Annotated in this window: 15 protein-coding genes; 3 read left to right on the forward strand and 12 right to left on the reverse strand. The window is 35.6% G+C overall.

All coding sequences use genetic code 11. From position 1 onward, the window contains the following. Positions 1 to 140 precede the first annotated feature (140 nt). Positions 141 to 2,330 (forward strand): B12-binding domain-containing radical SAM protein, encoded by a 2,190-nt coding sequence (locus C8D70_RS02135; RefSeq protein ID WP_110366244.1) that lies wholly within the window; start codon positions 141 to 143, stop codon positions 2,328 to 2,330. A gap of 173 nt (positions 2,331 to 2,503) precedes the next feature. Here C8D70_RS02135 and C8D70_RS02140 read toward each other — a convergent pair whose 3' ends face one another. The 3 genes from C8D70_RS02140 to atpD form a co-directional block, all read right to left on the reverse strand. Further along, a complete protein-coding gene (locus C8D70_RS02140; RefSeq protein WP_076594629.1) occupies positions 2,504 to 3,322 on the reverse strand; it encodes a hypothetical protein in 819 nt (272 codons plus the stop codon). Positions 3,323 to 3,400: 78 nt separating this feature from the next. Beyond that, the gene (locus tag C8D70_RS02145; protein ID WP_034697749.1) at positions 3,401 to 3,682 is read right to left on the reverse strand and encodes a FoF1 ATP synthase subunit delta/epsilon; all 282 of its coding nucleotides are present in this window, start codon (positions 3,680 to 3,682) and stop codon (positions 3,401 to 3,403) included. Positions 3,683 to 3,763: 81 nt separating this feature from the next. Further along, positions 3,764 to 5,272 carry a F0F1 ATP synthase subunit beta gene (gene atpD / locus C8D70_RS02150; RefSeq protein ID WP_034697748.1) on the reverse strand — a complete coding sequence of 503 codons (1,509 nt, stop codon included), beginning with the start codon at positions 5,270 to 5,272 and terminating at the stop codon, positions 3,764 to 3,766. Positions 5,273 to 5,559: 287 nt separating this feature from the next. On the opposite strand from atpD, the gene C8D70_RS02155 reads away from it, so the two are divergent. Then, a complete protein-coding gene (locus tag C8D70_RS02155) occupies positions 5,560 to 6,480 on the forward strand; it encodes a bifunctional riboflavin kinase/FAD synthetase (RefSeq protein WP_076594628.1) in 921 nt (306 codons plus the stop codon). A gap of 35 nt (positions 6,481 to 6,515) precedes the next feature. Here C8D70_RS02155 and C8D70_RS02160 read toward each other — a convergent pair whose 3' ends face one another. Further along, positions 6,516 to 7,010, reverse strand: coding sequence for a hypothetical protein (locus C8D70_RS02160; protein ID WP_110366245.1), 495 nt, complete (start codon positions 7,008 to 7,010; stop codon positions 6,516 to 6,518). An 82-nt stretch (positions 7,011 to 7,092) separates the two neighbouring features. Further along, on the reverse strand, positions 7,093 to 7,446 hold the full coding sequence (locus C8D70_RS02165; protein WP_047433219.1) for an MmcQ/YjbR family DNA-binding protein: 354 nt from the start codon (positions 7,444 to 7,446) through the stop codon (positions 7,093 to 7,095). Positions 7,447 to 7,572: 126 nt separating this feature from the next. On the opposite strand from C8D70_RS02165, the gene C8D70_RS02170 reads away from it, so the two are divergent. Beyond that, positions 7,573 to 8,229 carry an NAD(P)H-binding protein gene (locus tag C8D70_RS02170; protein WP_110366246.1) on the forward strand — a complete coding sequence of 219 codons (657 nt, stop codon included), beginning with the start codon at positions 7,573 to 7,575 and terminating at the stop codon, positions 8,227 to 8,229. A 122-nt stretch (positions 8,230 to 8,351) separates the two neighbouring features. On the opposite strand, the gene C8D70_RS02175 is transcribed toward C8D70_RS02170, so the two are convergent. From C8D70_RS02175 to C8D70_RS02205, 7 genes are all read right to left on the reverse strand, one after another. Then, positions 8,352 to 8,927 carry a glutathione peroxidase gene (locus C8D70_RS02175; RefSeq protein ID WP_076594624.1) on the reverse strand — a complete coding sequence of 192 codons (576 nt, stop codon included), beginning with the start codon at positions 8,925 to 8,927 and terminating at the stop codon, positions 8,352 to 8,354. Positions 8,928 to 8,961: 34 nt separating this feature from the next. Beyond that, complete coding sequence (locus C8D70_RS02180; RefSeq protein ID WP_110366247.1) at positions 8,962 to 9,624, reverse strand: histidine kinase; 663 nt, start codon at positions 9,622 to 9,624, stop codon at positions 8,962 to 8,964. An 82-nt stretch (positions 9,625 to 9,706) separates the two neighbouring features. After that, entirely contained in the window at positions 9,707 to 10,429 is a 723-nt protein-coding gene (gene kdsB, locus C8D70_RS02185) for a 3-deoxy-manno-octulosonate cytidylyltransferase (RefSeq protein ID WP_076594622.1), read from the reverse strand. A 139-nt stretch (positions 10,430 to 10,568) separates the two neighbouring features. Next, a complete protein-coding gene (locus C8D70_RS02190; RefSeq protein WP_076594621.1) occupies positions 10,569 to 11,555 on the reverse strand; it encodes a phosphatase PAP2 family protein in 987 nt (328 codons plus the stop codon). A 126-nt stretch (positions 11,556 to 11,681) separates the two neighbouring features. Then, positions 11,682 to 12,233 (reverse strand): hypothetical protein, encoded by a 552-nt coding sequence (locus C8D70_RS02195; RefSeq protein ID WP_136522319.1) that lies wholly within the window; start codon positions 12,231 to 12,233, stop codon positions 11,682 to 11,684. Positions 12,234 to 12,392: 159 nt separating this feature from the next. After that, positions 12,393 to 13,646, reverse strand: coding sequence for a pyridoxal phosphate-dependent aminotransferase (locus C8D70_RS02200; protein ID WP_076594619.1), 1,254 nt, complete (start codon positions 13,644 to 13,646; stop codon positions 12,393 to 12,395). A gap of 22 nt (positions 13,647 to 13,668) precedes the next feature. After that, positions 13,669 to 14,580: a hypothetical protein gene (locus C8D70_RS02205; RefSeq protein ID WP_110366248.1), complete on the reverse strand. Its 912-nt coding sequence runs from the start codon at positions 14,578 to 14,580 to the stop codon at positions 13,669 to 13,671. Between the last annotated feature and the right edge of the window lie 13 nt (positions 14,581 to 14,593).

Here is a 14,593-nt window from a genome sequence, read left to right on the forward strand (position 1 = left end):
TAGAGTGGAAATAAAAGAATTGTGACAGAATCAGATTTTAATAAGACGCAATATTGCTAAGACTTTTTCTCAATGTTTATAATCAGGAGAAAAAATTTTTTTCTGAAAAAACTTTAGAATAACTTTGCAAAAAATTTCTGTTGAAAGACCTGCTTCTTATTACTCCGCCTTTTACCCAACTTAACACTCCTTATCCTGCAACGGCTTATATTAAAGGATTTTTAAATACCAAAGATATTTCCAGTTATCAGGCAGATTTGGGGATCGATGTTATTTTGGAATTATTTTCAAAGGATGGAATCCGCAAGGTTTTCAATACAGAAATTGATCTTCAGAACACCTCTGAAAACTCCCAGAGAATTTATGCTTTAAAAGAAGAGTATTTAAAAACGATAGATCAGGTAATTCCTTTTTTACAGGGAAAAACACCTACACTGGCCAGACAGATCTGCAGCATGAACTTCCTTCCCGAAGCTTCCCGTTTCAACCAGCTGGATGATATGGAATTTGCTTTTGGAAACATGGGTCTTCAGGATAAAGCCAAACATCTGGCAACGCTTTATTTAGAAGATATTTCCGATTATATTGTAGAAAATATCGATGCTGATTTTGGTTTCAGCAGATACGCGGAACGTCTCGGAAAAAGTGCCAATTCTTTTAACGAATTATACTCAAAACTATCGGGTGAGCCTACATTTATTGATGAATTTACATTAAAAATTCTTCGTGAAAAAATAGAAACTGTTCAGCCAAAAATGGTTTGCTTTTCAATACCGTTTCCCGGCAACCTCTATTCCGGTTTCAAATGTGCCCAATGGATCAAAAAGCATTATCCTCACATTAAAACCGCTATGGGAGGAGGATTTCCCAATACCGAATTAAGAGAAGTCAAAGATCAGAGAGTATTCGAATTTTTTGATTTTATTACTTTAGATGACGGTGAGCTTCCGTTGGAACTTCTTCACCAAAATTTAGAAATTGCCACTGAGGAAGCTGAGTTTAAAAGAACTTTTCTTCTCGAAAATAAAGAAGTCGTCTATAAGAACAATTCTAAAAGGCATGACTTCAAACAGTCTGAAACAGGAACTCCCGATTATACAGATTTAAAACTGGATCAATATATTTCCGTTATCGAAATTGCCAATCCGATGCACAGTTTATGGAGCGACGGAAGGTGGAATAAGCTGACCATGGCACACGGATGCTACTGGGGAAAATGTACATTCTGTGATATTTCTTTAGATTATATTAAAATCTACGAACCTATTTCTGCTAAAATTCTGGTAGACCGGATTGAAGAATTAATCCGGACAACCGGTGAGACAGGATTCCATTTTGTAGATGAAGCTGCACCGCCTGCCCTTATGAGAGAGGTTGCTCTGGAAATTCTCAGAAGAAATCTTGTGGTAACGTGGTGGACCAATATCCGTTTTGAAAAAAGCTTCACCCGTGATTTATGTTACCTCCTGAAGCTTTCGGGATGCGTGGCTGTTTCCGGAGGACTTGAAGTAGCGAGTGACAGACTGCTGAAATTAATTGATAAAGGAGTTTCTGTAGAACAGGTTGCCAATGTAACCAGAAATTTTACAGAAGCAGGAATTATGGTTCATGCTTATCTGATGTATGGTTACCCTACCCAAACAGTTCAGGAAACTGTCGATTCCTTAGAAATGGTGAGGCAAATGTTTGAGATGGGAATTCTTCAAAGTGGATTCTGGCATCAGTTTGCGATGACTGCTCACTCACCCGTTGGAATGAGTCCGGAAGATTTTGGAGTAGTTCCGGTAAAGCAGGAAATTCTGTTTGCCAATAATGATATTGACTTTAAGGATAAAACAGGAATTGATCATAACAAGTTCAGCTTCGGGTTAAAAAAATCTTTATTCAATTATATGCATGGAATCAACTTCGAACTGCCGCTTCAGGAATGGTTTGATTTTAAAATTCCAAGAACAACCATTCATCCGGATTATATTCACGATTGTCTTTTGGAAGATGGGCAGTTTCAATTGAAGACCAATTCCAAAGTCATCTTTTTAACCAAAAACGTAATCGCTGAGAATCGCGTAAAAAATAAAAAGAAATATTCTGGTACGTATACGTTGCTTACATTCCACCTAAAAACCAATATTGTAAAGGTTGAACTGGAACAGGAAAAGGCAGAATGGCTGATGAATATATTGGAAGAGAATGCTATTGAAAATTCTAAAAAACCTACAATTCAACAACTTAAAAATCAATTTGAGGAAAATTTTGATGATTTTGAGCTGTTTTGGTTCTCAAAACCGATGCAGCAATTGAAGGAAAATGGAGTGATTTTAAGCTTATAAAAATTTTCGTTTTTTTATCAGGGATTTTTGAAAGGATCATACGATCTCACAAAAGATATGCATCAAAATTCTTATAAGTTTTGGCTCCTAAAGCCAGATGAATTTTATCTATAAAAAAACGGGCTAAAGCCCGTCTCTATTGATATAAAAAGTCTATTTTTTCTAATAAATAATTAATTAGAAGTCTCTTTTGTTACAGTACCCACCGACACTTTCTCCTGTATTTTAATAAAATTGGGATCCATAATTGCCATGCGCTCAGCCAGTGCTTTATAGGTTGGAAATTTTAAGATAGAAGCTCTGCCGGACATTTCCTTGTATAGGGTAAAAGATTTTCCTCCTGCTGTTTTCAGCTGTTTTGTTGTGGTGATATATCTTCCTATAAGTTTACTTTTGGCGTCATAGATCTCAATATCTATAGAGGTCTTATCCATGATGGTATCTTCTGAACCGAAACTTACCGGCAAATTGGTAAAATACCCTACAGGAACACCATTACTAAGGATCTCTCCTACTTTATTGACCTCAATATTCATCTTGTCTATTTTCTTTCGGATGGCATAAGCATCTTTTGTTTTAGTATCCAGTTTTCTCTTGGGTACATTGGAGAAAAGTTCATCAAGATTTTTGACATTGATCCCTTTGTTATCAATTATTTTAAGGTCCTTAACTGATGTAAAGACTGCAGATTTTTCTTCTCCGGAAAATGCAGAAGGTGATGAATAATCAATTTCGATGGTTTTATCCCTGTTATATACTCTGTTGACACTGATATAGCTGTCGCGAACAGAATCAACGATGCTTTTGTCAATGAATTTTATAGTATACATCGGGGTCTCCTTCAGATCCATAAACGTATATTCGCTGGATTTACTGGATATTTTAGCTACCGGAACACCGTCAAGATTAATAATTCCTCTTTTGGTTTTGATATTCTGAGCATGCAGGAAAACACCCAGAACTGTAAATAATATGATTATGCCTCTCTTCATACAATCAGACTTTTACAAATAAAAAAAGTGTAACACAAAGTTACACTTTCTTGAAAATATATTTAGCTTTTCATTTAATTATTCACAAAGGATAATTCCTTTATTATGATTAAATTCTACAACACCGCTTTTGATAGCATAAGCAAAAACAGAGTCTTTTCCGGTTTCTTTAGTGAAGTTTTTAGCATAAGCCTCATCAATAGAATTAGCAAAAAGCTTTACATCACCTCCGATTAAAGAAGAAACAATTCCTGCGTGGTTTTTCATGATGTGGAATTCACCATTTTTTCCAGGCAGTAATACTGAGTCTACTTCTCCTTCAAAAACTACGTATTCTGGTGTTAAAATTTTTATATTCATAGAAACAAATTTGAAATTTGATGTTTGAAATTTGAAATTACTTACCGAATCTCAAATTTCAAATCTCAAATTGTTAATAATTTATGCGTTTTCAGCTAACATTTTTTGTCCAGCTTCGATAGCTTCTTCGATGGTTCCTTTCAGGTTGAAAGCTGCTTCTGGTAAGTGATCTAATTCACCGTCCATAATCATATTAAATCCTTTGATAGTATCTTTGATGTCTACCAATGATCCTGGAATACCTGTAAACTGCTCCGCTACGTGGAAAGGCTGAGATAAGAATCTCTGAACTTTTCTAGCACGGTATACAACAGCTTTATCTTCTTCAGAAAGTTCTTCCATACCAAGGATCGCAATGATATCCTGAAGTGCTTTATATCTTTGAAGGATTTCTTTTACTCTTTGAGCACAGTTGTAGTGATCATTACCTAGAATTTCAGGGTTTAGGATTCTGGAAGTAGAAGAAAGTGGATCTACCGCTGGATAGATACCTAATGACGCAATCTTTCTGTCAAGTACCGTAGTTGCATCCAAGTGAGCAAACGTAGTTGCAGGAGCCGGGTCAGTTAAGTCATCCGCAGGTACGTATACCGCCTGTACTGAAGTAATTGAACCGTTTTTAGTGGAAGTAATTCTTTCCTGCATCGCACCCATTTCAGAAGCAAGGGTTGGTTGGTAACCTACCGCTGATGGCATACGACCAAGAAGTGCAGATACCTCAGAACCAGCCTGTGTAAAACGGAAGATGTTGTCTACGAAGAAAAGTACGTCTCTACCTTGTCCGCTTTCTCCACCGTCTCTGTAGTACTCAGCCAATGTAAGACCAGAAAGTGCTACTCTGGCTCTTGCACCTGGCGGCTCGTTCATCTGTCCGAAAACGAATGCAGCTTTTGAATCTTTCATAGCTTCTAAGTCTACTTTAGAAAGATCCCAACCTCCGTTTTCCATAGAGTGCATGAAATCATCACCATACTTGATAATACCTGATTCCAACATCTCTCTCAAAAGGTCATTTCCTTCTCTCGTTCTTTCACCTACTCCGGCGAATACAGAAAGACCTCCGTGTCCTTTTGCAATATTGTTAATCAACTCCTGAATCAATACTGTTTTACCTACACCGGCACCACCGAACAATCCAATTTTACCTCCTTTTGCGTAAGGCTCAACCAGGTCGATTACTTTAATACCTGTAAATAAAACTTCTGCTGAAGTTGATAATTGATCAAATTTTGGAGCTGGTCTGTGAATTGGAAGACCACCATCCTTAGAAATATCTTGAAGTCCATCGATAGCATCACCAACAACGTTGAATAGTCTTCCGTTTACAGCCTCTCCGATAGGCATCATAATAGGATTTCCGTATCCAATTACGTCCTGCCCTCTTTTAAGACCGTCAGTAGCGTCCATTGCGATACATCTTACTGTATCTTCGCCAATATGTTGTTCTACCTCTAAAACTACTTTTTCACCGTTTTCTTTTGTAATCTCTAACGCGTCATAGATTGCTGGAACAGCTTCCACATCTGTGAAGACAACGTCGATTACCGGACCAATAATTTGAGAAATTTTACCTTTAATTTGGTTTGCCATTGCTAAATTTTTTCTTGGTGCAAATATAGTGATTCTTCATAAACCCGCAATTGGTAAAAAAAAGATTTTTATCATGCTTTTCAAGAGACGAATGAGTTTATTGTTTAATGGATAAAATTCAATATTTATCATTATATTTAACAGCAAATCTGCAATTCATTAATTTGTCGCTATTATCATATAATATAATGTAAATTATTTTCAGAATTTTTCATTTTCAAATTTTCACTTTCCCGCCGTTACATTAAAAATAAAGGTTTTATATTTGCAATCAAAATTTTTCCGTTTTGAAAGTTTTCAAGAATTTTACAGATTATTCCTCACAGAAGCCTTTAGCATTGTCTTTAGGAATGTTTGATGGGGTACATCTCGGGCACAAGAGTATTATCGATGAACTTGCTAAAATAGGGACAGAAAACAATCTGGAAACTGCAATCCTTACTTTCTGGCCGCATCCAAGATTTGTTTTTAATCCTAACGAAGATTTAAAACTTCTGAATACATTAGAGGAAAAGAAACAGCTGGTTGAGAGATATGGCATTGATAATCTTTTCCTGAAAGAATTTGATGAAGAATTCAGAAATCTGACCGGAGAAGAATTTGTACGTCAGATTTTAGTTGATAAACTGAATGTAAAGTACCTTATTATTGGATACGACCATTCTTTCGGAAAAAATAAAAGCGGAAATTTTGAGCTTCTTCAGAAATTATCAAAAGAACTCGATTTTGAAGTAGAGCAAATGGAAGCGATCAATATTCATGAAAATAATATCAGTTCCACGAAAGTACGTAATGCACTTTTAGCAGGAAATATTAAAGAGGCCAACGAAATGTTGGGATACTCCTACTCTGTTTCCGGAACTGTAGTTCATGGGAAAAAGATTGGGAGAACCATTGGATATCCAACAGCCAATATTGATAGTGAATCGATTAAGCTATTGCCTAAAAAAGGAGCTTATATTGTTGAAGTATTTGTAAAGGACAATCAATATAAAGGTATGCTGAGCATTGGAACCAATCCCACGGTAAATGGAGAAAAACTAACTGTGGAGGTTTATATCCTTGATTTTGATGATGATATTTATCATGAAAAGATTACGGTAAGTTTCAGGGATTTTCTTCATGATGAAATCAAATTTGAAGGTCTTGACAAGTTAATTGAAAGACTGGATGAGGATAAAAAAATAACAGAAAATTTCAATTTTTAAAATACAGGCTATTCATTTCTGAATAGCCTTTTTGATTATTTTAATATTTTTAGATAGACTTTTTGTGGTTCACCGTTTAATTTAACATTGGGAAATTCTTTATCGTGGTCTATGTAGATATCTCTTTTTTCACCTGCTTTACCATTGCCGTCAGAGTCCCATTCTATTGAGACGTAATATTTCATATCTCCGGCTGCTTTGGGATTAATACGGCTGGCAGCATCTTTAGGTACGGGAAGATCAATAGTAAAAGGAACGGATGTTTGCTCATACTCTTTTTCTGTAATTAATGTAGCTGGAGCATCAGCTAAAAGGGGATCATGGGCATATAAACTTACCTTTAACTTTGGATTTTTGATATTAAAATTATCTGTCCCTGTAAATTCTAATGTAAGAGTTTCGGAAGAAGAAACTTCAGATGTTGAAGCAGCCGGAACGGCTTTTTCAGCAGTACTTTTGTTTTGTGGTTTAGTGCAGCCTGACAGCACTATTGTGCCCGCTGCTAAGAATAATAAAAGGTGGTTTCTCATTTGTTATTTATTTTATTAATGTTAAGTATATTATTTCACCGGTAATAGATAACAAATTCCGTACCTCAATTTATTTTATTTACTATAAAGAATTTACTTCATTCTGAGCTTTTTTAGTCAGGGATTTAAAAACCAGATCATAGGATTGATCAATGAGTTTAAAGATCAGATCTCTTTTCAATCCATCTACAGTTACAGAATTCCAGTGGGTTTTATTCATGTGATAGGCACCTGTAATCTGAGGATATTGCTCTCTAAGCTCTGCGCTCCATTCAGGATCTGTTTTTACATTAATAGCCAACGGTTGTCTCTCAAGTCCCATCAGTAAAAACATTTTGGTGTCTACTTTCATCACAAGAGTTTCATTATCAAACGGAAAACTTTCCGTAACTCCTTTTTTGGCAAGACAGTAATCTAAAATTTCGTTGGCATCCATATCAAATATAAATAATGAGTGATCAGTAATGGGTAATGATTAAATCATATCTGAGATAATTCTTTAATCTTTGATTCAAATTTAGTAAATTTAAGAAAGAAATAATCTCACAAAACCACAATTATTATGAAAGCTCTGGTAATAGGTGCTACAGGTGCCACAGGAAAAGATCTTGTCAATCAGTTATTGAATGATAAAGAATTTGATGAAGTGGATATTTTTGTCAGAAAGCCTGTTGATATTCAAAATGATAAGCTAAAAGTTCATGTGGTAAATTTTGAAAAACCAGAGGAGTGGAAAGAGATGGTGAAGGGAGACGTGGCATTTTCGTGCCTGGGAACCACTTTAAAGGATGCCGGAAGCAAAGAGGCCCAGAAGAAAGTAGATTTTGACTACCAATATCAATTTGCGAAAGCAGCGAAAGATAATGAAGTGGAAGATTATATTCTGGTATCGGCTTATGGTGCGAATCCACAGTCTAAGATTTTTTATTCCAAAATGAAAGGTGAACTGGAAGAAGCTGTAAAACAGTTACATTTTAATAAGATCACTATTTTTAAACCTGGAATGCTTGAACGAAAAGACTCTGAAAGAACCGGGGAAGTTTTGGGAAGCCGTATTATCAAATTTGCTAATAAACTGGGGTTATTAGAAAGTCAAAAACCACTGCCGACGGATATTCTGGCAAAGGCCATGATCAATTCTTCGAAAATAAAAAGCAATGGCTATTCCAGTATCAAACTGGGGAATATTTTCTGTTTTGCAGAGAAAATTAATGACTAGAATTTGACAACTTGAATGATAAAAACGCTTCGACTCCGCTCAGCGTGACATTTCTAATACTTTCTGTATTTTCTAAGCTGTCACACTGAGCAGAGTCGAAGTGTTGTTTTTATAACTTTATCTTATTTCAGATACTTTGTAATAGCCTCGTCAGTAGGCTTTGTAGTACTTACAAAAGAATCAATCAGTTTTCCGTTTTCGTCCACCAGGAATTTGGTGAAGTTCCAAAGGATGCTTGTATTTTTTACTCCGTTCAACTCCTTTTCAGTAAGATATTTAAAGATGGGTGCGGTATCATCTCCTTTTACAGAAACTTTAGCGGCCATTGGGAATGTTACTCCATAATTTTTCTGACAGAAAGCCCCAATTTCGGTGTTGGTTCCAGGTTCCTGTCCACCGAAATTATTAGCAGGAAATCCTATCACTACCAATTTATCTTTATATTGTTCATATACCTTTTCAAGATCTGCATACTGTGGGGTAAATCCACATTCTGAAGCCGTATTGACAATCAGGATTTTCTTCCCTTTGAAATCTTCAAAATTGATTTCTTTGCCATCAAGACCTTCTACTTTGAAGTCATATATTGTTTTTCCCATAAGTTCTGTGGTTTTAGCTTTAGAAATTTCACTTTTTTGGTTGTTGCAGCTTTGCAGGAATGCCATGAAAGAAAGCAGCATTAAAAAAATCTTTTTCATTTCTTATAATTTTGTGCAGAGAACTGCAGTTGAGTTAAAACTTAAAAATATTAGCGGGGAATACTTTATTGATGTCTACTCTGTTTAATAACATCACATAATCTCCGTCTTTTTTAGCACTTGAAGATTCAATTCTGAAAGGCATTATTATGTTTCCAACTTTTCTAAAATCAGAATAGATCAGCGTTTCATCTTTTTTCACTTCTTTGATCAGCATATAAGTTTTTGTATCAAAATAATACATATTCTTATTCACATTTTTGGTAAGCTCTACCTTATGGCAGTAGATCTCTCCTACTTTTTCTTTTCCGAGATATCTGGCATCAAACCCTTTGTTTTCCCAATCAATGAAGTCATTATCAAAGCTTTCCGGTACATATTCAGGATACTCCTGAAGCTTGTTGGCTGCATAATTCATGGCATACCCTTTCGTACCGTCAAAACCTTCAATTGCGGTTTCTTTTCCGCCTGTAGTAATCAATGTCTTAGTAAGGTTTGGACGTTGCTGGAAAATTCTGATCGGATATTCATCTTTGATTCCCAATATTACTTTTCCCTGAAGCAATACTGAGTTTAACAATTTCCAATTGGTTAATCCTCCGGATAATTCAATGTTCTTATCAATAATTTCCTTTGCGGTCTGTCCGAATATCACATGCGAAAATATCAGTCCAAATACTAATAGTAACTTCTTCATTAATTTTATTTATAAATTCAAATATAGGGGGATTTATGTAAAATTGCAAAAAGGCAAAATGATAAAGGTCAATTTGCTAATTTCAGATCAGTTTCCGTGCTTTTTCAAGATCTTCCGGAGTATCAATACCAACTCCTACGAAATTGGTTTCTATCATTTTGATTTTCATTCCATATTCAAGATAGCGGATGCATTCAATCTTTTCGGAAATTTCCAATGGTTTCATAGCCAGCTTTGAAAACTGTAATAAAGCTTCTTTTCTGAACGCATATACTCCAATATGCTTGAAATAGCTTACATCATAAGAAATCTCTCTGTGGAAAGGAATTACGGAGCGGCTAAAATATAAAGCGAAATCATTATTATCAGTAATCACTTTTACATTATTCGGGTTTTCAATTTCTTCTTTTTCATGCAGTTGTATTTTCAAAGAAGCTAAAGATATTTCCTGTTGGTTGTCATTTCTGAAAACTTCAATCAGCTGCTGTAAAGGTTCGAGCTTAAGGAAAGGTTCATCTCCCTGAACATTGATCACGATGTCACAGTCTATAGTCTGTACTGCTTCAGCAATACGGTCGCTTCCCGTCTCGTGCTGCCCTGTCATCACGGCTTTTCCGTTGTTTTTTACAATTTCATCAAAAATAATTTCTGAGTCTGTGGCGACAAACACTTCATCAAACAGTCCGGTTTCCACTACATTCTGATAGGTAGTGGTAATAACTGTTTTTTCTCCTAAAATCTGCATTAATTTCCCCGGAAAACGGCTTGCTTCGTAACGGGCAGGGATAACAGCGATTATTTTCATTCAATACGATATTAAGTAATTCTTTTAAAATCAGCAGGTTTCATTCCGGTAATTATAAAAATCCGAAAATCCTTTTATCCTGAGATCAAATGTAGTGAAAAGTATCTTATTTACTCAAAAAAACAGAGATTTCAGCAGTTTAAAAAGAGAGTTTTACACCTACCATATTGTATTCCCATTGGCGGGATGCTATAAAGTTGAGATTATACTTTGTTTTTCCGATTGTTCCTTCTGATGATGTGTATCTGCTTTTTGAGATGGTTTTTCCTATAAAATATCCCATTAATAAAGCCAGAGGGTAGTCTGAAGCCCAGTGAACCTTACTCTGCATCATTTGAAAGCATAACGCTCCGGCTAAGGTATATCCTACCGGTTTTATCCATTTTGCATCCGGATAATTATCTGCAATTACTGTAATCCCAGCCATAAAGGTGGTTAAATGCCCTGATGGCATTGCATCATAATTCGAAGTATTTTTGCTGAATGCCGAAAAGCTTGGAAACGGATTCCACGCCCCTCCTTTATGGCCATATTCTTCAGCAATAAAAGGGCTTTCTCTTCCGGTAATTCTTTTAAGGGTTTGGGTAAAAACTCCTGAAAGAATTAAGCTTTCCATTAAACCACTGGCGGTAGCCTGGGCTCTGTAATCATCTTTTATCAGTCCATAGGTTCCGAAACCAATTCCTAACAATACTAATGTAGAACCATTTCCTATCAGGTACAGGGTAGATCCAATGTCTTTAGGAATTTTAAAAACACCTCCCAGTTTGTGATAATTGTTATCCTTATCCATTCCCCATCTTTCTGCCAGTTCTCTTGAATTGTCAATCAGTTTCTGGTCAAATGGTATGAGAATCAAAGTCGATGCAACAGCTCCTCCCAGATAGTAAGCGTGATCTTTTGCTACAAAATCTTTATTGGTATTGATAAAGTTTCTGGGTAATTTGGTTACAAAGTCCAGAAGTTTAGGTTTCGGATATGTTCGGACAGATCCGTCTTTTAAAGTATAAGTTTGTACTTTTGGAAGCTTAACTTCCTTAGCAGGTTCTTGTACCTTCAGAGTATCAACCTCTTGTGAGCATACCAGTATTGAAACTGGCAAGAATAGAAATCTCAGTTTTTTCATCGTATAATTTTCGACTTATTATATTCAGGTGTGTAAAAACCTCAAAGATAATTCCTAACTGGGTGTAGAAAAAGTAATTATTTAACTTTTAATATTTATTTAATTTTTTGAGAAGTAAATGTAACTTCAATTCAAATATTTGATCAGAAAAATAATTCCATACATCCAGGAGATATAGAGAAAAGAATAAAAAAATCCGAATCCGAAACTTTTTAGCAAATCCCCCTTACATTTTCCGGAGTTTTTGAAAACCAATCTCAAAGCTCTGAAAAAAATCCAATACAGAATAGCTCCTAATAATAATACAGCAGACCAAAAGAAAAGACCGAAAAAATAGGAAAGAAAAATAAGTAGAATTGAAATTACAATCCATAAAAGAATTGATAAAATAACACCTCCTATTCCATCACCAATTGCTGGTGGATCAAACTCAAAACCATCAAATTTTGGCATTTTATCTGCATATCTTTGTATTCTTTCCTGGTTTAAAATATTTCCTACATTATCTTTTAATTTTAACCCAGAATAGAGTCCTATACTGATAAACAGGAAAAATGCCCCAGCCAAAACAGAAGTTGACAAGATTGAATTCTGAAATAGTGAACGATGATCTGCTTTTCCTGAAAACCAAACGCTGAGAATCACTACTATGATGATTGCCAACGTTGAAAAAAACACATATTTTGTTTTAAGAAAAGATTTTCGCGGAAGTTTCATGGCTGTATAAGGTATGTAAAAACGCTTCGACTCCGCTCAGCGTGACACAGTCAATACTATTGGTTTATTTTAACGATGTCATGCCGGACAGAGCCGAAACATTTATATTCTAAGTAAAGATTACTTTAATTTGTTCAAAGCACTTTCCAGTTTTGGAAGCATTACTTTGATCTCATCTACAGCCAATCCTCCTACAGAAGCACGGAACCAAGGTTCAGATTTTTCTTCTCCGAAGGCTGAGAATGGTACTAAAGCCACTCCTGCTTCATTAATCAAGTAGAATACCAGATCTGAAGAGTTTTCAATGACTGCTCCATCTGGTTTTGTTTTTCCGATATAGTCTAATTTAATAGTAAGATAAAGCGCTCCCATTGGTTCAATACTGTCTACAGCAAGCCCTTTTCCTTTTAAATGCTGAACTCCGTTGTGAAGAACTTTTAAACTTTCTTCAAGTTTCGCTTTAAAATCATCAACAAAAGTATCTACGTTCTCTGAATTTTCATAGAATTTAGCGGTTGCTTCCTGCTCTGGTTTTGGTGCCCATGCTCCAACATGCGTAAGAAGCGCTTTCATTTTATCAAGAATATGAGAAGGTCCGAATCCCCATCCTACACGCACTCCGGTTGCTGCAAGGCATTTTGAAATACCATCAATATAGATCGTGTAGTCTTTCATTTCAGGGAAAAGAGAAACAGGATCTACGTGCTCAGCACCGAAAGTAAGGCAAGAGTAAATCTGGTCATACATCAAGTATAACGGTTTTTCGTCTGCACCTCTTTTTTTGTTTTCAGCGATCACCAATTCACAGATTTCTGAAAGTTGTTCTCTTGTAAACATGGTTCCCGTAGGATTCAATGGTGAACAAAGTGCCAATAATACTGCTCCATCCAAATGCGGTCTTAAATCATCTGCCGTTGGAAGAAAGTTAGTTTCAGGTTTTGTTTTCACTTCTACAGCGTTGGCTGAAGTAAGATAAGCATAGTGATTGTTGTTCCATGATGGTGTAGGATAAACTACTTTATCTCCTGCGTCTACGATTGTTTTGTAAACGGCATAGATCAAAGGTCTTGATCCTGCGGTAATCAGAATATCATCTGGAGAGTAATCAAGATCCCATCTTTTTTTAAGGTCTTTGGAAACTTCTTTTCTTAAAGATAAAAGTCCATTTGCAGGCGGATAATTCGTCAGATTATTCTGATATGCTTTCTGAATCTCTTCCTTCAGCAATGCCGGAATAGGATAGATATTAGAATTCAGATCACCAATAGTAAGATTGGCAATTTCTGCTCCTTTTGCTTTTAGATCATTTACTTCGTTACCAATTTTTACAATTTCAGAACCGATCAGGTTCGCTGCTAATTTTGAAACTTTCACTTTTTCTTATTTTAAATTTATATTATCGTTCTCCATTGATCCTCTCATATATTTCATCTACCGGCATTTGTGCATCAAAAAGGGTTATTGCTTCTTTTGCTTTTTTTGCCGTATTGGAATTCGGATATTTTTTGATTATCCTGTTGAATTCCGCTCTGTTTTCATCGTTTAATTTTCCGGTTCCTTTGTCCATGTCTCTTTCAAAGGTTGGTGTGTTATCCATTCCCAAAAGATAATCAGACAAATATATTTTATAATCCTGTTTGACAACTTTTATAAGATTGCTCTTAGGATATTTGTTCATAAAGTTTTCCCAGAACATCAGCCTGTTTCCCAGCTGTTCCCAGGTAATTATTAATCCAGCATCAGCGGCATAATTGGATTCACTTTCTTTATCAGTCTGTAAAATATAGGCTTCATAATCCGGAGTTACTTTATTCTTAAAAAGTGAAGAATAATATCCCGGGATGGTCCAGATTTCAGTCATTCCTTCTCCTACTTCCCGGAACTCAAGGCCTTCTTTTTTCAGTTCTGAGGCTATTTTTTTAACATTATCCGGAAGGTTGTACTGATCCTTATCATAGTTATAATAATTCACATATTTATCTAAAATATCAGTATGCAGGTTCATCAGACATTCTGTATACTTTCCTCTTATTTTTAAATAATCTTCGTATACCTTGTCATTCTGCTCCGGACTGTTTCCAGCCATTCCTTTTTCGATTTTTGTACGGTACCATTGAAGTGATGTGATATAATCCTCCGTTTTATGAGCTGGAGAACATGCTGTATCTATCGGTTTGTACTGATCTTCTTTGGTTTCTGTAGTAGCAATCGAATCATTTTCAAGTTTTGTCTCTGAAACTGCAGTTTCCTTTTTACAGGAAACTACAGCTGCAGAAAGTACGCAAACTGCTATTATTTTTTTGATCATTTGCTGTTTTCGG

It is taken from the genome of Chryseobacterium sp. CBTAP 102 (genome assembly GCF_003201365.1).
GTDB lineage: Bacteria > Bacteroidota > Bacteroidia > Flavobacteriales > Weeksellaceae > Chryseobacterium > Chryseobacterium candidae.